This window comes from Paenibacillus sp. cl130, from assembly GCF_900116035.1.
In the GTDB taxonomy this organism is placed as follows: domain Bacteria; phylum Bacillota; class Bacilli; order Paenibacillales; family Paenibacillaceae; genus Paenibacillus; species Paenibacillus polymyxa_B.
The window spans coordinates 177,688-199,663 of record NZ_FOYG01000010.1; the positions used below are offsets into that span (position 1 = coordinate 177,688).

At 48.2% G+C, this 21,976-nt stretch carries 21 protein-coding genes; 19 read left to right on the forward strand and 2 right to left on the reverse strand.

Annotation, left to right across the window (positions count from 1 at the left end; genetic code table 11):
• Positions 1 to 23 precede the first annotated feature (23 nt).
• The 11 genes from BM358_RS23135 (at position 24) to BM358_RS23190 (ending at position 12,699) form a co-directional block, all read left to right on the forward strand.
• Positions 24 to 1,739 (forward strand): IucA/IucC family protein, encoded by a 1,716-nt coding sequence (locus BM358_RS23135; RefSeq protein WP_231517219.1) that lies wholly within the window; start codon positions 24 to 26, stop codon positions 1,737 to 1,739.
• Positions 1,727 to 3,511, forward strand: coding sequence for an IucA/IucC family protein (locus tag BM358_RS23140; RefSeq protein WP_028542064.1), 1,785 nt, complete (start codon positions 1,727 to 1,729; stop codon positions 3,509 to 3,511). Before BM358_RS23135 ends, BM358_RS23140 begins: the two co-directional genes overlap by 13 nt.
• The gene (locus BM358_RS23145; protein ID WP_028542065.1) at positions 3,508 to 4,284 is read left to right on the forward strand and encodes an HpcH/HpaI aldolase family protein; all 777 of its coding nucleotides are present in this window, start codon (positions 3,508 to 3,510) and stop codon (positions 4,282 to 4,284) included. The genes BM358_RS23140 and BM358_RS23145 overlap by 4 nt, the downstream gene beginning before the upstream one ends.
• On the forward strand, positions 4,281 to 5,534 hold the full coding sequence (locus tag BM358_RS23150; RefSeq protein ID WP_049828458.1) for a type III PLP-dependent enzyme: 1,254 nt from the start codon (positions 4,281 to 4,283) through the stop codon (positions 5,532 to 5,534). Before BM358_RS23145 ends, BM358_RS23150 begins: the two co-directional genes overlap by 4 nt.
• Positions 5,494 to 7,416, forward strand: a complete 1,923-nt coding sequence (locus BM358_RS23155; protein ID WP_028542066.1) for an IucA/IucC family protein — start codon at positions 5,494 to 5,496, stop codon at positions 7,414 to 7,416. The genes BM358_RS23150 and BM358_RS23155 overlap by 41 nt, the downstream gene beginning before the upstream one ends.
• A gap of 218 nt (positions 7,417 to 7,634) precedes the next feature.
• Positions 7,635 to 7,976, forward strand: coding sequence for an iron-sulfur cluster biosynthesis family protein (locus BM358_RS23160; protein WP_028542067.1), 342 nt, complete (start codon positions 7,635 to 7,637; stop codon positions 7,974 to 7,976).
• Positions 7,977 to 8,392: 416 nt separating this feature from the next.
• Entirely contained in the window at positions 8,393 to 8,950 is a 558-nt protein-coding gene (locus tag BM358_RS23170; protein WP_023987185.1) for an SLOG family protein, read from the forward strand.
• 157 nt (positions 8,951 to 9,107) lie between these two features.
• On the forward strand, positions 9,108 to 10,973 hold the full coding sequence (locus tag BM358_RS23175; RefSeq protein WP_028542068.1) for a rhamnogalacturonan lyase: 1,866 nt from the start codon (positions 9,108 to 9,110) through the stop codon (positions 10,971 to 10,973).
• Between the two features lie 175 nt (positions 10,974 to 11,148).
• Positions 11,149 to 11,382 carry a hypothetical protein gene (locus tag BM358_RS23180; RefSeq protein ID WP_023987187.1) on the forward strand — a complete coding sequence of 78 codons (234 nt, stop codon included), beginning with the start codon at positions 11,149 to 11,151 and terminating at the stop codon, positions 11,380 to 11,382.
• Positions 11,383 to 11,493: 111 nt separating this feature from the next.
• Complete coding sequence (locus BM358_RS23185) at positions 11,494 to 12,363, forward strand: DL-endopeptidase inhibitor IseA family protein (protein WP_028542069.1); 870 nt, start codon at positions 11,494 to 11,496, stop codon at positions 12,361 to 12,363.
• Positions 12,364 to 12,453: 90 nt separating this feature from the next.
• Positions 12,454 to 12,699 (forward strand): HPr family phosphocarrier protein, encoded by a 246-nt coding sequence (locus BM358_RS23190; RefSeq protein WP_023987189.1) that lies wholly within the window; start codon positions 12,454 to 12,456, stop codon positions 12,697 to 12,699.
• A gap of 76 nt (positions 12,700 to 12,775) precedes the next feature.
• Here BM358_RS23190 and BM358_RS23195 read toward each other — a convergent pair whose 3' ends face one another.
• Positions 12,776 to 13,564, reverse strand: a complete 789-nt coding sequence (locus tag BM358_RS23195) for a formate/nitrite transporter family protein (RefSeq protein WP_013308962.1) — start codon at positions 13,562 to 13,564, stop codon at positions 12,776 to 12,778.
• A gap of 89 nt (positions 13,565 to 13,653) precedes the next feature.
• Positions 13,654 to 14,436, reverse strand: a complete 783-nt coding sequence (locus BM358_RS23200) for a Cof-type HAD-IIB family hydrolase (RefSeq protein ID WP_023987190.1) — start codon at positions 14,434 to 14,436, stop codon at positions 13,654 to 13,656.
• Positions 14,437 to 14,634: 198 nt separating this feature from the next.
• On the opposite strand from BM358_RS23200, the gene BM358_RS23205 reads away from it, so the two are divergent.
• From BM358_RS23205 to BM358_RS23240, 8 genes are all read left to right on the forward strand, one after another.
• Positions 14,635 to 15,666, forward strand: coding sequence for a WXG100 family type VII secretion target (locus BM358_RS23205; protein WP_023987191.1), 1,032 nt, complete (start codon positions 14,635 to 14,637; stop codon positions 15,664 to 15,666).
• Positions 15,667 to 16,182: 516 nt separating this feature from the next.
• Positions 16,183 to 16,629, forward strand: a complete 447-nt coding sequence (locus tag BM358_RS23210) for a tellurite resistance TerB family protein (protein ID WP_023987192.1) — start codon at positions 16,183 to 16,185, stop codon at positions 16,627 to 16,629.
• 28 nt (positions 16,630 to 16,657) lie between these two features.
• Positions 16,658 to 17,251: a TerD family protein gene (locus BM358_RS23215; protein WP_013308969.1), complete on the forward strand. Its 594-nt coding sequence runs from the start codon at positions 16,658 to 16,660 to the stop codon at positions 17,249 to 17,251.
• 47 nt (positions 17,252 to 17,298) lie between these two features.
• Positions 17,299 to 17,874, forward strand: a complete 576-nt coding sequence (locus BM358_RS23220) for a TerD family protein (RefSeq protein WP_023987193.1) — start codon at positions 17,299 to 17,301, stop codon at positions 17,872 to 17,874.
• Between the two features lie 31 nt (positions 17,875 to 17,905).
• The gene (locus tag BM358_RS23225) at positions 17,906 to 18,487 is read left to right on the forward strand and encodes a TerD family protein (protein WP_023987194.1); all 582 of its coding nucleotides are present in this window, start codon (positions 17,906 to 17,908) and stop codon (positions 18,485 to 18,487) included.
• 102 nt (positions 18,488 to 18,589) lie between these two features.
• Positions 18,590 to 19,858, forward strand: coding sequence for a TerD family protein (locus BM358_RS23230; protein WP_028542071.1), 1,269 nt, complete (start codon positions 18,590 to 18,592; stop codon positions 19,856 to 19,858).
• A gap of 26 nt (positions 19,859 to 19,884) precedes the next feature.
• The gene (locus BM358_RS23235) at positions 19,885 to 20,619 is read left to right on the forward strand and encodes a TerC family protein (protein WP_023987196.1); all 735 of its coding nucleotides are present in this window, start codon (positions 19,885 to 19,887) and stop codon (positions 20,617 to 20,619) included.
• A gap of 167 nt (positions 20,620 to 20,786) precedes the next feature.
• A complete protein-coding gene (locus BM358_RS23240) occupies positions 20,787 to 21,974 on the forward strand; it encodes an HpcH/HpaI aldolase/citrate lyase family protein (RefSeq protein ID WP_028542072.1) in 1,188 nt (395 codons plus the stop codon).
• The last annotated feature ends 2 nt before the right edge of the window (positions 21,975 to 21,976 follow it).

A 21,976-nucleotide genomic window follows, 5' to 3' on the forward strand; every position in this document is an offset into this window, starting at 1 on the left:
GAAGGTTGGCAACATTGTTCGAGATGGAAAACAGGCTCAGGTCTGAAGCAGAGCAGCAGGCGAATATACACTCTTGTAAGCTGCTGCTCAATTGTTATATCCGGGAGCTTGCGGTGGAGAAGGAGGGCGACATTCGGATTGATCCGAATGCGATGACGTACGCAGTTGCTTTTCAGGCCAGCGGGGTGATGATAACCGGACAATTAGCGTATTACTCGGCTATGGGAGAGCATGAGTACCGAAGCGTACAACAGCACGGGCAAGCGGTGCATTATCAGGACCTGGTTCGCTGGATCACACGGGAGTTGAGTGAAGACACGGCGTATGGAAACAGCCGGCATGAGCAAGGCAGGTTGACCCATGCGGCTGATGTGCGTGATTTTGCGGAAAAGGTAGATAACAGCGTGAATAATCTTGCGCTGTATATCGAGCAGGCTGCTGGACTTGGCATATATGATTACTGTACTTCTGAACAGTCTCTGGTATATGGTCATCCCTTTCACCCGTTTCCGAAAAACTCCAAAGGCTTCACCGAACACGACGTACGGATGTACAGCCCAGAACTGCGTACCTCGTTCCAACTCTGTTACGTTGCTGTGAGGAAGGATGTGTACATGCAGGAATGGGTGGATGATTACACTAGGATCAATCTGCAAGCCAGCCTGCACGGGCATGTGGAACAAGCTTGGGAAGCGGAGTGCGGTGAGTATGGGGATGAGTATGAACTCCTGCCTATCCATCCCTGGCAGTATGCGTACGTGTTGGGCTTGTCCGAGGTCCAACAGTATATTCTGGACAAGAAACTCATTCCGATGGGCAACGGCGGACCGAAGGCCTACCCGACCTCCTCGGTACGCACTGTTTATATTCCAGAGCTGAATTGCAATATCAAGCTGTCGCTGAACATGCAGATTACCAACATGATTCGCACCAATAGTGCAGAGCAGATGCGAAGGACGCTGGACGCCTCCAGGTACGTCAGGCAGCAGAATTGTTTCGGTGCAGATCAGCATACGCAGATTGCCTATGAGACAGGTGTAGCTACTTGTGACTTTCAGGAGGGAGAATTAACGAGTCTGTTTACCGTCGCATACAGACCGATTGAGTTTGACCCGGAATGTACATATGTCCTGTCGAGTCTGGTAGAAGCCCCCTTGCCGGGAATGCGATCACGACTTATGACGATGCTGGGTGGCGTACGTGCTGAAGCCGAACGCTGGTTTGCACGTTATCTGACCTTGTCTTTGCTGCCCATTGTACGAGCGGCCGGAGAGCGCGGCATTCACTTTGAAGCTCACTTGCAAAATACTCTCGTGACGCTAAGGGACGGAATGCCTGAGGCATTTATCGTGCGTGACTTGGAAGGAGTCAGTGTCGATGCGGAGCTGATCCATGAGGAGGATACCGCTCCCTCCAGATTGCTGTTTTATCCACGGGACAAGGCTTGGGCGAGGACATCCTATTACTTTATTATCAATCATTTGGGTTCCCTCATTCATGCGATGGCAAGGGATGTGAACGTACCGGAGGAACATTTCTGGGCAAAGGTCCGCGAAGTGCTGGTGAAGGAACTAGACCGAAATGGAAACGTATATGTGCAGCATTTGCTGACCACGGACAGTTTTCTGGCGAAACAAAATCTGGTGAGCTGTCTCAAGGGGATCAGTCAGACCCCGGCGTATGTGCCGGTGAGCAATATAATGAACCGAATAGGGAGTGAAGTGGCGTGGGGTTCATAGGGTACAGGGCTGAGAAAGGTCACAAGACGGCAGTATACACGGATGTACAGGAACGGATCATGCGGCAGGCACTGGAAGCCATGTGGTTCGAGGGTATCCTTGACTGTAAGGTGGATGGGAACGAATGGCGCACTGTGGGGCGGAATACGTCAGGGCAGGCTGTGACATACAGCTGTGAGGCGGAGCGAAAATTTTCATTTGGCCGAGTGAAGGTGGCGAAGGGCTCGATTCGAAGAGAGGGCGTTCCCTGCACCGATCTGGATCTGTTTCTGGAGGAAATGGTACTGAACCTTCTGGAGGGTGCGAATGTGACGGCCTTCATTCAGGAATTGCTGGAGACGATGGCGAAGGACAGTCAGTGCCGGGCTTTGCTGCCTGAGAAGATTCCGGATGAAGACCTGCACTATGATGCCCTCGAAAGCCATATGAGCGATGGTCATCTCTACCATCCAAGCTACAAGTCGAGGCTTGGCTTCACCCTAAAAGACAATCTTGCTTACGGTCCAGAGTTTAACTCGGATGTGACCGTATACTGGATTGCCGTGAAAGAAGGACTTGTGCAAACGGCTCTTTCCACAGGCTACACGTCAGAACAGTTGGTGAGACAACATCTCACAGAGGAGGATATCAGCCGATTTAATCAGATACTTCAGTCGGAAGACACGGAGGGTAAACGCTATATATTCATTCCTGTTCATCCGTGGCAGTGGGAACACCAGTTGGAATCGGTGTTTGCCCGGCAACGAATGGACAGAGATATCGTTTTTCTCGGCCCTTCGGACTCAACCTATCGCGCCCAGCAGTCCATTCGTTCCCTGTCGAACCGGATGAATTCGAAGGCACCGTATCTCAAGCTGTCGCTGAGTATTACCAATACATCGAGCATACGCATTTTGGCACAGCACACGACCCAGAATGCACCGCTAATCAGCGACTGGCTGGAAGCACTCATTCGAGAGGATGAGTTGTTGCAACGGGAAGAGTTTTCCATTCTGAAAGAGATCATGGGACTCTCGCTCCGGTACGAGAATTTGCCTGCAATCCAGTATGGACGGGCGTATGGCACAACAGGGGCGATCTGGCGTGAAAATGTATCTGTTCATCTGCAAGAAGGCGAGACTGCCTGGCCCTTAAATGCACTTATGCTGGTACAGTCGAACGGGGTACCGTTTATCCAGGGTGCAGTTAAGCATCATGGCATTCAGAAGTGGAGTGAAGCGCTCGTTAGAACGGTATCGCTGCCTATTATTCATCTGCTCTATGCACACGGCATCGCGCTGGAATCGCATGCCCAGAATATCATTTTGGTGCTGGAAAATGATCTGCCGAAACGGATCATCATCAAGGACCTTCATGATGGTGTCCGCTATGTACCCGAGAAGTTGCTGAATCCAGAACGAGCCCCGAAGCTGCACCCCGAACCGGAGACCCACCGCAAGTTCAATCGGTATTCCTTTATCTACGCGGGTGACGTGTCGGAAGTCCGGGACTATACGTATGATGCGTTCTTTTTTATTTGCATGACGGATATTGCGCTGACGCTGGAGAATTTCGGTCTGACGGAAGAAGCGTTCTGGCAGCTGTGCGCGGCCACGATTGTGGACTATCAGCGAGAGCACCCGGAGTACGAGGAACGGTTCGAGTGGTTTGATCTTTTTGCCGAGGATGCGCTGATTGAAGAGATGACCAAGCGCCGCCTGTATGGGGATGGGGAACTGTATTTCCGTAAGGCCAGCAATCCGCTGAAGTTGGCGAAGGACGTTCTCAGATGAGAACCAACACGCTGAAGGAGAAAATTGAACGTAAACAGCCGGTGTTCGGTCTTTTTGTCTCCATTCCGCAACCGGTCATCATTGAGATGATTGGACATGCGGAGTATGATTTTGTAATTATCGACCTGGAACATGCCGCAACGAATATGGAATCGGTGGAAGAGCTGGTTCGTGCTGCGGAACTGGCAGGGATGACCCCGCTGGTACGCATCTCGAAGGTAGAGCGAACAGAGATTCTAAAGGTATTGGACTGCGGCGCACAAGGCATTGTCATACCTCATGTGGAACAGCGGGAGCAGGTGGAGGAAGCGGTTCGTCATGCGTATTATCATCCGCTTGGCATGCGGAGTCTGAACAGTGGGCGACCGGGGGTATTCGGCAAGTATCCACTCACCGGGTATATTCAGGAAGCGAATGAACAGGTGATGGTTGTACCGATGATCGAAAGTGTGGAGGGCGTCCGGCAAAGTGCGAGCATTCTGTCTCATCCCCAGGTGAGCTGGGTACTAGAGGGGGCGGCAGACCTGTCGCAATCACTTGGTGTACCGTGGCAGACGGAACATCCAGACGTGCAGCGTGCGCTAGGCGCATTATACGAAGACGCGAAGGAGTGCCAGGTACCGTATGCAACGGTGGCCAGAAGCCAGGAAGGCATGGCGCTGTGGGCCGAACGAGGGGTATACATATACGTGTTGGGCGATGACCGGAATACGGCTTTTCGGGCATACGAACAGAAACGGAATGACTATGGAAATGCGGGTGGACTGATATGAAATCAAGCGTATGGAATATGATCCATGAACTGCAAAGGGATAGTGAAGACCCGGTATGTGCTTATGTCTACGATCTGGCTGGTATTCAGGAGCAGGTCCGTCACATGCTGCACACGCTGTCCAGAGGCACGCGGCTATTCTATGCCATAAAGGCTAATCCGGATCCTCGAATTATCGAGGCTTTGCTGCCCTGGGTTCACGGGTTCGAGGTAGCTTCCATTGGTGAGTTGCTCAAGGTGAGGAGTGTAAGTAGCGAGGTTCCAATCCTGTTTGGCGGTCCAGGGAAAAAGGAGAATGAGTTGAAGCAGGCTATCGAGCATCAGGTGAGTTTTATTCATGTGGAGAGCCTGCTGGAACTGCGGCGTGTCATCACCATTGCTACAAGGAGAGAACAGGAAGTCCGCATTCTGCTGCGGATCAATCTGAGAAGCAGCACATTGCCGCGGACCCGGATTGTAATGGGCGGCGGTCCGAGTCCATTTGGCATGGATGAGGAGAGCGTGGAAGAAGCAATCCGGGTCATTCGTGAGGAAGGCGCAGGTTTGGTGCGTTTATGCGGATTTCATTTTCACTCGTTATCGAACAATGTGGACGCGAGACTGCATGCCGAGATGATTGAGATGTATTTGCAAAAGGTGGAGATGTGGCAGCAGGCATATGACCTGCATCTTGAAGTAATTAACGCCGGAGGCGGGTTTGGCGTCACATATGATGGTAGCCCCGGGTTTGACTGGTCCCTGTTCACATCCTTAATTGAGCGCAGTGAAGCCAGAGGGCGCCTTGCTTCACGCGGCATACAGTTGTATTTCGAGCCGGGTCGCATGCTTGTCGCTGACCACGGTTATTATGCGGCAGAGGTTACGGACATCAAAACATCGCATGGTCAGCATTTTGCCGTGTTAAGAGGAGGTACACATCATAATCGTTTGCCCGCATCATGGGGACACAACCATCCGTTTCACATTATGTCTACGGACCGTTGGGGGCATTCGTTTGCAAGACCAGAGGTACGGGACAACAAAGTTCACGTGGTCGGAGAACTGTGTACACCCAAGGATCGTATGCATTCAGATGCGGAAGTAGAGCGGCTGCGGGTAGGCGATATTGTTGTATTCGAGAAGTCGGGAGCCTATTGCTGGACCATCTCGCATCATGATTTTCTGGGTCATCCGCACCCGGCATTCCATTATTTGACGGAGGACAATAACCATGTCAACAGTGATGAAGCGTGCCAGTCTGCAAGACGCTGAGCGCCGGATTATGGAGGATCTGATCAATGCATTTCTGGCCGAGCAATTGCTTCCGCTGGAAGGGCATCCGTTCATTGAACTCTCTACTTCACCAGAACCGTTCCGCCGAATGTTTCTGGGGGATGGTAATGGAGGTCCTTCGCAGAGCAGATGGGGAACGGGGAACGGAACCGACGGCAATGTCGCAGGTAAGGATAAGCAGGATGAGAATGGGGCAGGTAGACATAGTGGACAGCTTATGCTGCATCAGAAAGGGATTTTGTTTCTGGTGAAAGCAGGCAAAAGGCAGGGATATCAATGGGTACAAGGTTCACCCGTCTATGGAGAGACACCGGATGGAGGCTGGAAGCTTCTTGAATCTCCGGCAGTCGTAGGACAGGCTGTGCTTCGGATGACGCTTTCGGATGAAGCATACGCGCATCCCGGGGTTGCGGAATTCTTGGCAGGCGTGAAAATAGCCACCGAGCAATTGGCACTGGGACTCCAGCAGGTACAACGTCTGAGAGAACAAGTTCCGTTCAATGCCTACGATTGGTTTATCAAGGGAGAGCAGGTGGCAGCGCTGCGAGATCGTCCATTTCACCCCACCTCCAAGGCCAAGGTGGGGTTCACAGAAGCGGATGTGACCCGGTATGCAGCGGAATTCAGGAAGGAGATCCCGCTGCGATGGGTGGCGGTGCGTTGGGATGCCGTACAACAGGGATGTAAGGAAGGATTGTCCACACTGGATGTACTGGATGAAGAACAGCGGAGCAGGCTGGAAGCAGAATTGGCCCGGAAGGGCCTGAATCTGCAAGAATACATGCCCATGCCAGTACATCCATGGCAGATGGAACATATCATCTTGCCACGTTTCAACGGAGAGATCGCGGACGGTACCATCGTTGTACTGGATATTGAATTGGGAGAGGTTCAGGCGACATCGTCCCTGCGCTCGATGGCCCCGATGGAAGGATCCACACAGATGCTCAAGCTTTCGGTCAGTGTGTTGTCTCTCGGGGCCGCCCGCTATCTCCCGGTGGTGAAGCTACTGAATGGTCTGGCTGGAGAGAAGATGTTACGACAGGCGGTGGCCTGCGATGAATCGCTCACAGGTAAAGTGTGGCTCTGCGAGGAACGGAATTGGTGGGGATACATGCCGGAATCCATGGGATTGTTCGATGATCATCCTCGCCATCTGGCCGCCCAGATTCGCATCTATCCGCCAAAGTTGCTGGAAGAAGGTGTCCAGGTTATTCCCATGGCTGCGCTTGGGGTGACGCTGGAAGGTCGCCATATGTTATCCGACCTGTTGGGCAGAGAGTTAACCAGTGAAGAGGTTATAGGATTCTATACCAATCTGACTGCGTTATTCTATGATGTGGTGATGCGGCTGTTCAAGGTAGGCGTTGTACCCGAAATTCACGGTCAGAACTGCTGCGTGGTCCTGCGGGACGGACAGGTGAACGGCCTATTATTCCGTGACCACGATTCCGTACGTTTGCATCAGCCGTATCTGGACAAACACGGCATTGCGGACCCAGGTTATCATATCCGGCCGGGATACTCGAACAGCTTGTATAATGAGACGATCCGCAAGCTGATCTTCTACGTGCAGTCGCTGGGCACGCAGGTGAACCTAGCTGCGATTATGGAAGCGCTAAGCGAAGTGTATCCTATCCCGGAAGCGAAATTATGGGATATCACCGAGCAGGCGTGGAAGGAAGCGCTACGGGTGGTGCCGCTTCCTGAAGCTGACCGGGCCGAGCTGTTCCAAACGGTATTCGAGAGCAGGGAATGGCCGGTGAAGCTCATTGTCCGTCCGCTGCTTGAAGCGGACGGGGTGCCTGGGGCGATGCCATCGGGCAAAGGCACAGGTCATAATCCTTTTTACAAAGGATAGAAGTTGTGACTAGAATGTTGGTTTAGATAAGATGAGAGATGACGGAGGTGACCCGGTGTAATCGGGTTGCCTTTTTATGTAAGAGTTCATTGATAGCAGTGAGTGCAGTCACATAGACACATTCGAAAACATGACTATAATGAACACATAGTTAAAATTTAGTCTTTATGGAGCTGACGGTTCCAAACATCTCATTTACAAAGGAGAGAATTCATCTCATGAGCATACATTTAGAATTGGATTCCTTGTCCGTTGAAAGACTAGAATTGGCCCTTTCAGGACGACCGGGAATGTTCAAGTTGTTTTATGACACAGAGGATTGTGGATGCAATGGCGTACTCGTCATCTTGGTTGTCACTACACCGAATACAACTGATAAAGTAGTTCAGTCTGAGTCTTATTCTTTTTGGGTAGATCAGCAGCAGGAGCAGCAGTTCGATAGCAGAATGCGGCTTGAGGCAGACCCTAGTTACCCGTCATTCAAGCTAAGTAGTGATGCCGGTATATTTAGTAGCAACATTAGAATTAAAGATGTCCGCATAAAATCGTCTGAGGAGTGATAGGGAATGGAAAAAAATAATCTTACCCAATTTCAATAATATCAGGAGAACAAATTCACCAAACGCATTATTCATAAGGAAGCGGCGGTAGTCAAAGGGGATATCATTCATATCACCGGAGACGAGCATTTTGCTTATCGCAACGGCGCAGATACTACGTCCAGCCTGTATGTCGTTTTAATGAAAATACCAAGTGAGGATTATGCTCAGAATAGATAATAGGAATTCATTAGGCACCCAAAAAGCAGTTCTGAATGAACACCAAACTCCAAAAGACGATCCTGATCCAGCCCAATTGGAAGAGGTTCGTCTTTTGCGTTATATTCAATTCGTTCCTCCAAAAAACGAAGTGTTTAGTGGTCTGCTCTGAAGTGGTACAATAACCTTTATGATAATCGGAGAAGGACGTTGAGAAGATGAAAAACTTGCTTGTTTCGGGCTATCGTGCCCATGAGCTGAATATTTTCAGTCAGAAGCACGAAGGCATTCCATATATTAAAAAGGCGATTGCAGGCAGGCTTATTCCCCTGGTCGAAGAAGGGTTGGAATGGGTGATTACCCCCGGCCAATACGGGGTGGACTTGTGGGCCTGTGAGGTCGTTACTGCACTAAAACAGCAATATCCCCACCTCAAATGCTCTATTATGATGGCTTATCAAAATATGGAAGAAAAATGGAAAGAGGACAAAAAGGAATATTTTCAGCAGATTTGTGCCGAAGTTGACTATGTGGGAGTAGTCAGCCGCCAGCCTTATCAGGGAATATGGCAACTTAAGGCACGGGATGAACTCCTTTTCCGCAAAACAGACGGTTTATTGCTTGTTTACGATGAGGATGCGGGAGAGGGCAGCCCACGTTTTATGAAGGAACTTGCATTGAAAAAACAACAGGCAGAGGGCTATCAGTATATCAGCATCAGCTCGGAGGATATCCAGAGCATTGCGGATGAAGAACGATTATTCATGGACCTCTGATTTTTAAAGCATTAGCCCGGATTTTTGAACAAAAAGGACGTATTCGTCCCTTTACATTTATGTAAGCGCTATCATAAAATTTAAATAACAATAACTTATCAGTCACATAAAATAAATCTATTGAAAATACAAACCATGAAAGGAGCTAATGATTCAGATGAACAAAAGGTTTCGGTATACTGCGTTGCTCTGTCTCGGTGTAATGTTGAGTGGAGTGGTCACCCCGATGGATAGCCAGGTCTCTGCTGCCTCTACGAGGCAAATGGAAAAGCTAAGCCGGGGAGCTGTCGCTGTAAAGGTGCCTGAGGGTGTACTGGTGAGCTGGCGCTTGCTGGGCACGGAAGCGGATTCGGTCGGCTTTAATTTGTACAGAGGGACAAGCAAGGTAAACGATGCGCCGATTACATCGAGAACCAACTTTTTGGACAAGGCAGGTACGACCTCATCTTCGTATACCGTTCGTGCCGTGGTCAATGGAGCAGAGCAGGCTGCTTCTCCTGCGGTGAAGGTATGGAACAACAACTACCTGGATGTTCCGATCCAGCAGCCCGCGGGAGGCACAACTCCGGATAATGTGAACTACACATACCATGCCAATGATGCCAGCGTAGGGGATCTGGATGGGGATGGCGAGTATGAGATTGTGTTAAAATGGGACCCTTCCAATGCCAAGGATAATTCGCAATCCGGTTATACGGGAAATGTATTTTTGGATGGCTACGAGCTGGATGGAACACGCAAATGGCGGATCGACCTGGGACGGAACATACGGGCTGGAGCTCACTACACGCAATTTCTCGTCTACGATTTTGATGGAGATGGTAAAGCAGAGATCGTATGTAAAACAGCAGACGGCACGGTAGATGGTGTAGGTGTAAAGATTGGGGACGCTTCGGCTGATCATCGAAACACGAGCGGATATATTTTGCAAGGTCCCGAGTTTCTAACTGTGTTCTCAGGTGATACAGGCAAGGCTCTTAGTACGATTGACTACGTGCCACCGCGCGGAACGGTATCGAGCTGGGGAGATAATTATGGTAACCGTGTGGATCGTTTTCTCGCCGGGGTTGCTTATCTGGATGGCGTGAGACCCAGCATAGTGATGGCACGTGGTTATTACACCCGCACCGTTCTGGTCGCATATGATTGGCGGAACGGTAACCTGAGCCGACGCTGGACCTTTGACAGCAACAGCTCCACCAATGCCGGGACGGCTGGACAGGGGAACCACAGTTTGAGCGTGGCGGATGTGGATGGAGATGATAAGGATGAGATCGTGTATGGCTCGCTGGTTGTAGACGATAACGGAGCGAAGCTGGCTAACACGGGGATGGGACATGGAGATGCACTTCATGTTGGCGATCTGGACCCCGACCGTTCAGGTTATGAAGTGTTCAAGGTGAACGAGGACAAAAATGCCACCTACGGAGCTGCCATGTACGACCCGCGTAATGGAAATATTTTATGGGGCGTAAATACAGGCAAGGATACCGGAAGAGGCATGTCGGCAGACATTGACCCGCGGACCAAAGGGAACGAGCAGTGGGCACCGGGTATTGGTTTGCGTTCAGCCAAGGGGCAGCTCATCACCAACACGCTACCGTCTTCCATTAATTTTGGCATCTGGTGGGATGGGGATCTCCTCCGTGAACTGCTGGATCATACCTCATCAAGCGCTGGAAAGATAGACAAGTGGAACTATACGAACTCGACTACTTCCAACTTGCTTACGGCAACAGGAACGAGTTCCAATAACGGAACCAAAGGAACACCGTCCTTGCAGGCCGATCTCTTCGGTGACTGGCGTGAGGAAGTCATTTGGCGCAAAAGTGATAATTCGGCGCTGCGGATCTACACAACACCATACGAGTCAGAACATCGATTCTATACGCTTATGCATGATCCAGTGTATCGCCTGAGTGTTGCCTGGCAGAACGTAGCTTATAATCAGCCGCCGCACACCGGGTTTTATCTCGGAGAAGGGATGTCCAAGCCCCAGCAACCGAATATATATACTCCTTGATATGTCGTTCGAAAGTGGTCTGAAAGCAGGTAGAATGAACAAAAACAGAGAGGGCTCCTAGCTAATTGGAGCTCTTTTTGTCATGAGAGCCCAAAAGATAACGTATGATTTCCATAAAAATGGGAACACTAGTTCTTATTGATGGAACATATGTATGAAGAAGGAGGCGGAATCTGTGAGTTCTTTAACGACTGAAGGCATGATCGAGCTCGTAACTAATGTCGGATTCCCTGCTGCATTAAGTCTGATTCTGTTAAAATACATCCTCGTCACTTTGAGTCGCAGATTGGAGGAGCTGGACCGATCTGTTAAGCAACTGTCGCTATCCTTGGAAGAGATGGAGGCAAAGCAGTTGAAACAATCAGAACAGCCGTCCCCGGCAAATACGGACAAACTTCGTGCAGAATGAACAAAAAAAGGCAAATAGAAACAATTTAGCAACCCAATCGAGAAGCGAAATTCTTATAATAGAAACGTGTGCAGTTTATGCAGACATATGATTATGGAGGTGTATATGAGTATGAAAATAAATACGAAGCTATCCGCGCTGTGCATTGCGGCCACACTTATGAGCGTGGCACAGGCCGCCGCTGCCGCGCCCGCCGTGACCGCTCCAGCGGAAGCGACGCAACCGAGCGTGGCCAATCCGGCTGCATCCGTCCCAGCCCAGGTGCCAGCACCAGCAGCGTCTGCATCGGCTACGATGCCAGCCCCGGCGCAAGCGCCATCGGTTCCAGCCGCCTCGACCCCGGCTGCAGCCGCAGGTTCTGCTAAAGCCGCTACACCAGTAGCTCCGTCTGCACCAGCACAGCGTCCATCTACATCGGTAGCACCAGCGGCTGCTCCGTCCGTACCGTCGACTGTGAAGCCGTCTAAGCCGCAACAGCCGTCCACTTCGGCGCCAGCAGCCACGGCTACCAGCGTGAAACCGACGCAGCTGGACAAGCTGAACCACGAGAGTGCGGTTCCGCTAGTGCTGGAGGCGCAGTCTCGTTATCAGTATGCGATTAGTGGTGGCAGCCCGGTAGGTGAGTCGTTCCAGTTGAACGGTAAAAGCTACCGCTATCTGTCCGAGGACATCGGCACGAAGACCAAATTGATCAGCTATCTGACGCAGGCTTACACAAAGCAGGCCAGTGAGCAATTTGTCGGTAAATTTTTCGTTGAAGTTAACGGCAGATTAGCTCAGTTGAACGCAGATGGTGGCAATTTGCTAGAGTTCAGCCGGGCTACGGCGAAAATGGTAACCATGACTCCGGTGAAGCGCAGCTACCTGCTAACCGTGCCTTATCCGGCAGAAACCAAGCAGCCGAATGCGAAAATCACCGTGAATTTTGAAAAGGTCGGCAGCTACTGGAAAATCAGCTCCGCGCCGCATGTCATTTTCTAAATTAAGATTTTGCAACAGGCTTCATATGGGGTAAAGTGATGTTAAGGCTTGTTTCGTAAGCCCCAATTCAATACAGGGGAGTGCTGTGCAATGATGACACCCATCAAGGTAAAAGACGTGAAGGATATTGAAAAAATCAATCAAATCGTTTCGAATTATACCTATGACATCTGGATTCATGGCAAAAGCGGCATGGCAGATGCCAAATCCATTTTAGGCATGTATGTGCTGAAGCTGGATGAGCCGCTAACTCTGGTTGTACCTGACAATGTTAATCCCAAGAAGCTGTTCAAGGAGTTGGAGGAGTTTATCCATTTTCCTGCTCAAGAAGGATAAAAGGCAAGAAAGCATCTGCTCTATTACTAAAATAACGCAAAGAAGCCGTGGAACCTAAGTCCCACGGCTTCTTTTTTTAGTGTTCTTCCTCGTCCAAAAACGGGAGATTCACCGAATAGTACATAACCCCCATAAGCAGCACGCCACCAACCAGATTTCCGAGCGTAACCGGAACGAGATTATGGATCACACCAGCGACAGAAACCGTACCCGGATGATCCAACACGAGCGCAATGGCGAAAGTACACATATTAGCCACACTATGCTCATATCCCGAAATGAAAAAGCAGAATACAAACAGCATCATGGCAAACATCTTTGCGCCATTTTCCTTCATAAACATTGGAACAAAAAAGGCAAGACAGACCAGCCAATTACACAAAATAGCTCGGAAGAATAGCTGCATTGCAGGCGCTTCCATTTTATGCTCAACCACGTTCAGTAGAAAGCTGTTCACGCTGGAGGAGTCAAACAGCCCGGTCAAGTAAATAAGGAGTGCAAATACCCCCGCACCCAGCAAATTACCGCCATAGCTGGCAGCCCATAATCGAAGCACCTGCCCCCAGCGCAGCTTTTTACGGAGCGCAGCATACGTGTAATAGAAGGTGTTACCTGTAAACAAATCCCCGCCGCCGTAAGCGATCAGAATGATGGCCGCTCCGAACGTGAGTGCCGCCATGGGATAAGTGAATGGAGAATGCTCCATGTAAAAAAAGTTGCCCGTCTTGAAGGCTACAATAACGCCGAACCCGATGAACATACTCGCCAGCATGGAACGTGCCAAATACCGGAGTAGGCTCTGCTTGTAAATTTTGTACTTCTTCATGGCTAGCTGTTCGACATTGCGTAAGCCTTCCGTCTCCATATTTAAGGACAACCTCCTATTTTCTCATATGTAAGTCTTTAAACAGACTTTATTTTTCCCGAAACATGCCCAGTCTATCAGCAATCCTATTAGCTTAACAAGCCAAGCTTTTGCAGTCCGTACAAAATACCGTCTTCATCTGCGCGTTTTGTGACCATTTTAGCTGCGGCTTTGGCTTCATCACAGCCGTTGCCCATCGCGACGCTGTTATGTATAGCTGTCAGCATCTCCACATCATTTAAGCCATCGCCAAAGGCGTATTGATTTTCATCGGCAATGCCCAGTCTGGATGTAATTTCGCGAATGCCCTTCGCTTTGGAGCCAGCATGAGGAACAACGTCCACAGAACTCGGATGCCAGCGCACAAAGTCAAACGCCTTGAATACCGCTTCATAGAAAGGCTCTTCTTCTGCTGTACACATCAACAGCGTCTGATAAATATCTCTTCCCTGGAAATAGAGCGGGTCGTATCCAACTGAAATCTTGGCCTTAAGCGTTTGGACTGATCTCTCCACAAGCTCATCGTTAGGAATATTGGCCTTCATGTCCATATGATCCATATATACGAGAGCATGATTATGTGTGAGGGCCAGATCGGTCATTGCTTGCAAGGCTTCTCTGTTCAACGGATTGGTAGCGACCACTTCCCCGCGAAGCACGACATATTGCCCATTAAAGCTGACGTAGGAGTCAATTTCCAACTGCTCGCGGATATCTTTGAACATAAAAGGCGCACGGCCTGTTGCGATGGCTACCTCATGTCCCAGCTCTTTCAAAGCAAAGACGGCCTTTTCTGCCGTTAACGGCATTTTCTTGTCATCGTCCAGTAATGTACCGTCGATATCGAAAAAGATAATTTTTTTGTCTGACATGTCCCTACACCTGACTTTCAATAATGTATTGTCGAAATAAACTCATATGGATTCATTATATCAAAGGAACTGCTTCTGAATACACAAATACGTATAAATCCTCATGAATGTCCGACCTCTATAGCTTACAATATGAAATAAGGATTACTGTAAAATATAATTTCTATCTCCTATTTTCATAGATGGGATGTGATCACCATGACAAAAATCCAAGTCACACCGGAGCAGCTGGACAGCGTGGCCTCCCAATTTGCCAATGCCCACGGCACACTGTATAACCAGTTAAATGGCCTGGATAGCACAATGAACCGCCTTCACAGCCAGTGGGATGGTATGGAGAGGAATCGTTTTTATAATGACTATCGTACGGCTAAATATACACTTTCTTCTGTATTAAATAAGGTTCAATCCATTGAAATTGAGCTGAAAAGCATCGCTTCGAAGTTTAGAAATGCGGATGGTGAAAGCACACGTGGCTTCTGGACAGCCCTAGCAGCGGCAATGAACGCTAGCGCAGCGCTGGCAGGCGGTGGAGAGGCTGGAGATCATGATGGTGAAATTGCCAAACAGCCCAAAAACATAGACGAATGGGATCAGGCAGACGCGGATAAATATCATCAATATGAGGAACTGCTGAAAAACGCCGAGGCCATCGGCGACAAGCAGGTTATGCAGAAAATTCATGACCAGATGAATGTCCTGCGGCTGCAATATGAGGACTCAGTTCCCCGTACAGATTACAATACAGGAGAGACCTCCAAGATCACATCCGATTCCCTTGTCGCCGTCACCGAACTGACAGGTAAAGACGGAAGCAAAACGGATATATCTATCGATAAAAAAGGGAATGTTGTGAGTTATGAGCAAAATACGGATAAATACGATTACTGGGTCCAAAAGCATACCCAATCAGCCGGAGAGCACGCTCTAGGTAAAACGGCCCAGACCGTCACCGGATATGGAATAGGTCTTATTTTGTCGCGCGGGGCTGGAGTTAGTGGGGCAGGTTCGGGCATCGGTTCTGGCGCAGCCTCCGGGTGGGGGGAACACGTCGTCGGCATTGGTGGCGGCATGCTCAGTGACAAAGTACTCTTCTCTGTACCCGATGAGGGCGAAACTCGTACCATGATCTACCGAACGAATAAAGAAACCGGACATATTGAAAATATGATCATCGTCACCAAAGGTGAGAATGAAATGGAGTATCGCTATTGGGAGGATTATAACTAGGTCTTGAGCTGTGAACGATAATAGCGTGAATAGGAGTATCTATAAAATCTACAGTCTTTTTTTCTGGAACAGGTGAGCGGCAGGTGGAAACTGTAAACTCGCTAGCTGGAGAAGTCTGTAGATTTTTTGGTTACCAATTTTTTCGGAAAACCGATATATTAAATAGATAGAATACATATCCAAAGAGAAGTGAAAATTAAGTAGAACTAAATTTATAGATGGATAAACCGTGGATTATGGTCAAAGGCACAGTGCTTCTGTTGAAATTGGAAGGCTGTGCCTTTCTATCAACTCTACCATTTCACAGACTTGCAATTGGGGTACCAAATGATGGATGATGGAAGAGAGGGTTTTATGTAGAAATAGGGCTAAAGATAGAGAGGATACCAATAATAAATAGATCGGATTTACCGTATTTTTGTATATTATTGTAGAAAAAGATCGTAATTCAGGTTATAGTAAAGGAAGAAATTAACTAGGATACCTTTACCCAAATACGTAATTGTGGAGGGAAACATGAGTACATTTAAAAATTGGTTGAATACAACTAAAAAAGGACTTGGAGACCAAGTTAAGAAGTTTAAGAATAAAGATTTTATGGAAGCTGTTGTTGCAGGCTGTGCGTTAGTAGCATTTGCTGACGGTACGATTAGTCCGGAAGAGAAAACAAAAATGGCCGGATACATAAATATCAGTGAAGAATTGAAAGTGTTTGATATGGGTGAGGTCATCAACCGTTTCAATCACTATGTAGCGAACTTTGAATTTTCACCTCAAATCGGTAAACAGGAAGCACTGAAGGCGATTGGTAAATTGAATGGCAAGCCTGAAGTAGGCCGACTCGTCGTTGGCGTATGTAGCGCTATTGGCGCAGCTGATGGTGACTTTGATACCAATGAGCAGCGAATTGTGGCTGAGATTTGCGGCGCGCTTGGTTTGAATCCGTCTGAATTTAGTCTGTAAATTTTACGGAAGGGAGGTGTGTTAATCAGTGGCTGTAATTAATCTGGTCAAGGGCCAGAAAATTGATTTGACCAAGGGAAACACAGGACTAACCAAGGTTATAGCAGGATTGGGATGGGACCCTGTACAGTCCAAAGGATTTTTTGGCTTCAAGAAGCAACCCAATATTGATTGTGACGCTTCTGCCATTTTGCTGGACGCCAACGGAAAACTGACTCAGTCAGATAACGTAGTGTGTTTCCACAATAAAAAAAGTCCATGTGGCTCTGTTGTGCATTCCGGTGATAATTTGACCGGACAAGGCGACGGTGATGATGAACAAATTGCGATTGACCTGGCACGTATTCCTGCCAATGTCGACAAAGTGCTTGTTGTTGTGAATATATATGATTGCGTAAACCGGAAACAGGACTTCGGCATGATCGAGAAAGCGTATATCCGTATTCTGGATGGTGCTAATTCCAAGGAACTGGTGACGTTTAATTTATCTGATAATTATGAAGGGCTGACCGCACTGGTCTGTGGAGAACTCTATCGTCATAACAACGAATGGAAGTTTGCTGCAATCGGTGAAGGAACCCATGCCGTACATATTGATGTGCTGGCTCAGCGTTATATGTAATTTTAGGTTGCTCATACAAAACTTAATGTGAAAAGGGGTTCTTACTCATGGCAATTAACTTATCCAAAGGTCAAAAAATCGATTTGACGAAAACAAATCCAGGTTTGTCTAAAATCACAGTTGGTCTCGGTTGGGACACAAACAAATACGATGGCGGTAAAGATTTTGACTTGGACGTATCCGTGTTTTTGGCTAATGCGGAAGGTAAAGTAGAATCCGATAAGAACTTTGTCTTTTTTAATAACCCACAAAATGAGAACGGCTCTGTCATTCATACAGGGGATAACCGCACAGGTGATGGCGACGGAGATGACGAGCAAATTAAAATTGATCTGGGTAGCGTGCCAGCTAACGTTGAAAAGATCGCTTTTACGATTACAATCTATGAAGCACAAGAACGCAGCCAAAACTTTGGACAAGTGTCCCGTGCTTACGCTCGTATTGTAAACGAAGCAAACAATGAAGAATTGGTCCGCTTTGATCTGGGAGAAGATTTCTCGATCGAAACAGGCGTTGTTGTAGGCGAACTGTATCGTCATAGCGGTGAGTGGAAGTTCAATGCCATTGGTAGCGGCTACCAAGATGGTCTTGCAGGATTGACGCGCGATTACGGTTTGGCGTAAAAAATCTATACAAAGAAAGCAGGTATGCGGAATGACCATTAGCCTTTCCAAAGGACAGCGTATTGATCTGACCAAAACGAATCCCGGCTTGACTCGTGTCGTTGTAGGTCTTGGATGGGATACGAATAAATACAGTGGTGGCGCGGACTTTGACCTGGATGCTTCGGCTTTCCTACTTTATGAAGACGGTAAAGCCAAAGCTGCGGATGATTTTGTATTTTACAACAACCCGACAGGCGGAGCAGGATCGGTTACTCATACAGGCGATAACCGCACAGGTGAGGGCGATGGGGATGACGAGCAAATCATCGTTGATTTCTCGAAGATTCCTGCGAACATCCACCGTATCGGGATCACGGTTACCATTTATGATTACGAGGCACGCGCGCAAAACTTTGGTCAAGTGTCCAATGCTTTTGTACGTGTGGTAGATGCGGCAACGGATCGTGAAGTGCTGCGCTACGATTTGGGAGAAGATTTCTCCACCGAAACGGCCGTCGTATTCTGTGAATTTTACCGTCAGAATGCAGACTGGAAATTCCAGGCTATCGGTAGTGGCTTTGCTGGTGGATTGGGTGCGCTTGCTAAAAACTATGGCTTGGACGCTCAATAATATCCACTTGGGGTGGTGTCCATAGGGCGCTACCCTTTCTTTTTAAGCTATTACATTAGCGTACGCTGACACATGACAAACGGACAGAAAGGTGACACAATCATGGCTGCTATCGTAGTAAAGGGACAGAAGGCGGATTTGACGAAAACAAATCCGGGCCTGACCCATGTCAACGTAGGGATTGGCTGGGAGTCCCCAGCGTCTCTGGAGCTGGATACTTCGGCATTTTTGCTGGGTCCTGGAGGAAAAGTATCGGGCGATGAGGACTTAATTTTTTACAACAATCCGACCACGCCCTTTATCACCTATTCAGACGGACAACAGTCCGGTGACAAAAAGCAATTTGCCCTTGATCTGACGCGAATTCCTGCAAACATCGAGAAGATTGCGTTTACGCTAACGATTTATGATGCGGATCAGAAACGGCAAAATTTTGGACAGGTTCAAGGTGGGTTCATTCGTTTTGCTCATCCGGTTAGCGGAGAGGTTTTGCGGTTTAATTTGGACAGTGGATTTACAGTGGAAACGGCGATTGTCATTGGGGAACTGTATCGTCATAACGGGGAATGGAAATTCAACGCGATTGGCGCAGGTTTTTCCGGTGGATTGGATGCGTTGTGCGTTAATTTTGGGATTGAAGTGGAAAACAGTCCGGCTCCTCCCACGCCAGTGCCTACACCTCCGTCTCCAGCGCCTCGGCCAGCACCAACGCCGCCACCAGTACCACCTGCTCCGAAGCCAGAGCCATCTGCAACACCGGTGAATCTGAATCTGCGGAAAATTGAGCTGAAGAAGAAGGGCGACACCATCAACCTGAAAAAAGGCTCAGGCGGATTGGGTGAAATCCTGATCAATCTGAACTGGAATCAGGTGCAGCAAAGCAAGGGCTTTTTCAATCGCGGCTCCAAGGGTGTCGATCTGGATCTGGGCTGCTTGTATGAGATGAAGAACGGAGATAAAGGCGTTGTGCAGGCGCTCGGGGAAGTTTTCGGTTCTCTAAATCGCTTCCCGTACATTGCTCTGGATGGCGACGACCGTACAGGCTCTGTGAAAACAGGGGAAAATCTTCGCATTAATGGTGCTAAAATTTCTGAAATTAAGCGAATTTTGGTATTCACCTTCATCTATGAAGGAGTCACGAACTGGTCACAAGCGGACGGGGTAGTCACGCTGTACCAGAAGGATGGGCCGGACATTATCGTTCACATGAATGAACATGACAATCGCAAAGGGATGTGTGCGATTGCCATGATTCAAAATGTAAACGATGAAACGTTCAGCATTGAAAGACTCGTGCAGTTCTATGGCGGTCATCGTGAGTTGGATCGGGCCTATAACTGGGGCATGCGCTGGTCGCAGGGTAGCAAATAAATTGAATTATCGGAGGCACTCTTTTCATGTTGAATGATTTGTTTAAAAATATCAGCGAAAACTATGGCCATTTCTTTTCATGGAGTGATGTTGTAGCTACGCTTACTGATCCAGTGAGTTGGGGGATTATAGGAACTCTCATTTTGCTGGAAGGACTTTTATCGGCGGATAACGCCTTGGTTCTCGCAGTTATGGTTAAACACTTACCCAAGGAACAACAGAAGAGAGCCTTATTTTATGGGATTTTGGGTGCGTATATATTCAGGTTCCTGGCTATCGGCTTGGGTACATTCCTGATTAAGTTCACACTGATTAAGGTACTGGGTGCGGCTTATCTGCTCTATATCGCTTATAAGGGCTTATTCAAGTCCGAAGGTGATGGAGAAGTGAAAAACAAACCTACTTCTTTTTGGAAAACCGTATTAATGGTCGAACTGATGGATATTGCCTTCAGTATTGACAGCGTCATTGCCGCTTTCGGTGTGAGCGAGAAAGTATGGGTTCTGTTCCTGGGTGGTATTCTCGGCGTTCTGATGATGCGTGGTGTTGCTCAAGTGTTCCTCAAGCTCATTGATAAATTTCCGGAACTGGAACAGACAGCCTTTATTATGATCGCCATTATCGGGGGTAAAATGCTGGCTGCTGCTTTTGGCTTTCATATGTCGCAGGTTTTATTCTTCGGCATTTTGATTGCTGTCTTTGTAGGCACAATGGTTATCAGCTCGGCGAAAAGAAAGAAAAAGGCCGACAAAGAGGCTTAATGTACAAAGTATAGCGAAATCCCTCCTGAAACTAAGGGGGGATTTCTTTTATACCCGAAGCACAGGGCTTCAGTCAGGCAAGAAAGAGCAAGAGGAGGGGAAGGGCCCTGAAATATTTTAATGATTTAACCTCTGAGGAAGTAGAAGCGATCTTTTATACTCCACCGTTGGAGTTTCATAACCGTTCTCCCAAAAGTATATTGGCTTATGCAATAGGAGCAGCTTTGTACATGCCTGCTACCCGCTCGGAGGTAGCGGAAGAGATCAAAAATGGAAAACATGAAGGACTAACAACGGTCATTTTGGATTTGGAGGATGCTATAGGGGATCACCAAGTCGGACAGGCAGAACAATCGCTGGCACAGCAGCTGCTTCAACTATTATCCTATGTACGGACGGGGATGATGAGTGAACAGCAATTACCTTTGTTATTTGTGCGTGTGCGCTCTGTAGAGCAGTTGGAACGACTACTGAACGGTTTGGGTGAATCTTTGTCGCTGCTCACGGGCTTTGTCTTACCTAAGTTCTCTTCTGATAATGGACGGGCGTATTTTGCACTCATTTCCGAATATAACCGGAATATGCATACAGGGGCAGGAAACGCAAGCGACATGCCTGTGCTGTACGGATTACCGATTCTTGAAAGCTCCAAAATCATATATCGGGAAACCCGCTGGAAAGAGCTGCTGTCAATTAAGGAAATTTTAGACGAGTACCAGGAATATGTGCTCAATGTACGAATTGGGGCAACCGATTTCTCCAGTCTGTATGGCTTGAGACGCAGCCCGGATATTACGATTTATGAAATTGCCGTCATTCGGGATTGCATCGCAGATATTATTAACTTGTTTGGACGCGTGGGCTCAAATTATGTCATTTCCGGTCCTGTATGGGAATATTTCTCTCACCGAGAACGTGTCTTTAAACCTCAATTAAGAGTGTCTCCTTTCGAAGATGCACTTGGAAAGCCGGGAAGACACTTGCGGATGGACTTCATCTCAGATGCCGTAGACGGACTGATTCGAGAAGTCATGATGGACAAAGAGAATGGGATTATCGGCAAAACAATTATTCATCCCTCCCATATTAAACCGGTACAGGCCATGTATGCGGTGACACATGAAGAGTATATGGATGCACTTGAAATTGTTGAGCGTAACGACGGCAGTCTGGGTGTATTCAAAAGTACCTATGCCAACAAAATGAATGAAATTAAGCCGCATTTGAATTGGGCTCATCGAATTATCAATAGATCAAAAGTATACGGGGTGTTACATGAACAACAACATTTTGTCAGTCTCTTACCCAACCACGAAAACACATCTGCTGCCAATCCTGGAGCAGTTCAGCGTTAAAA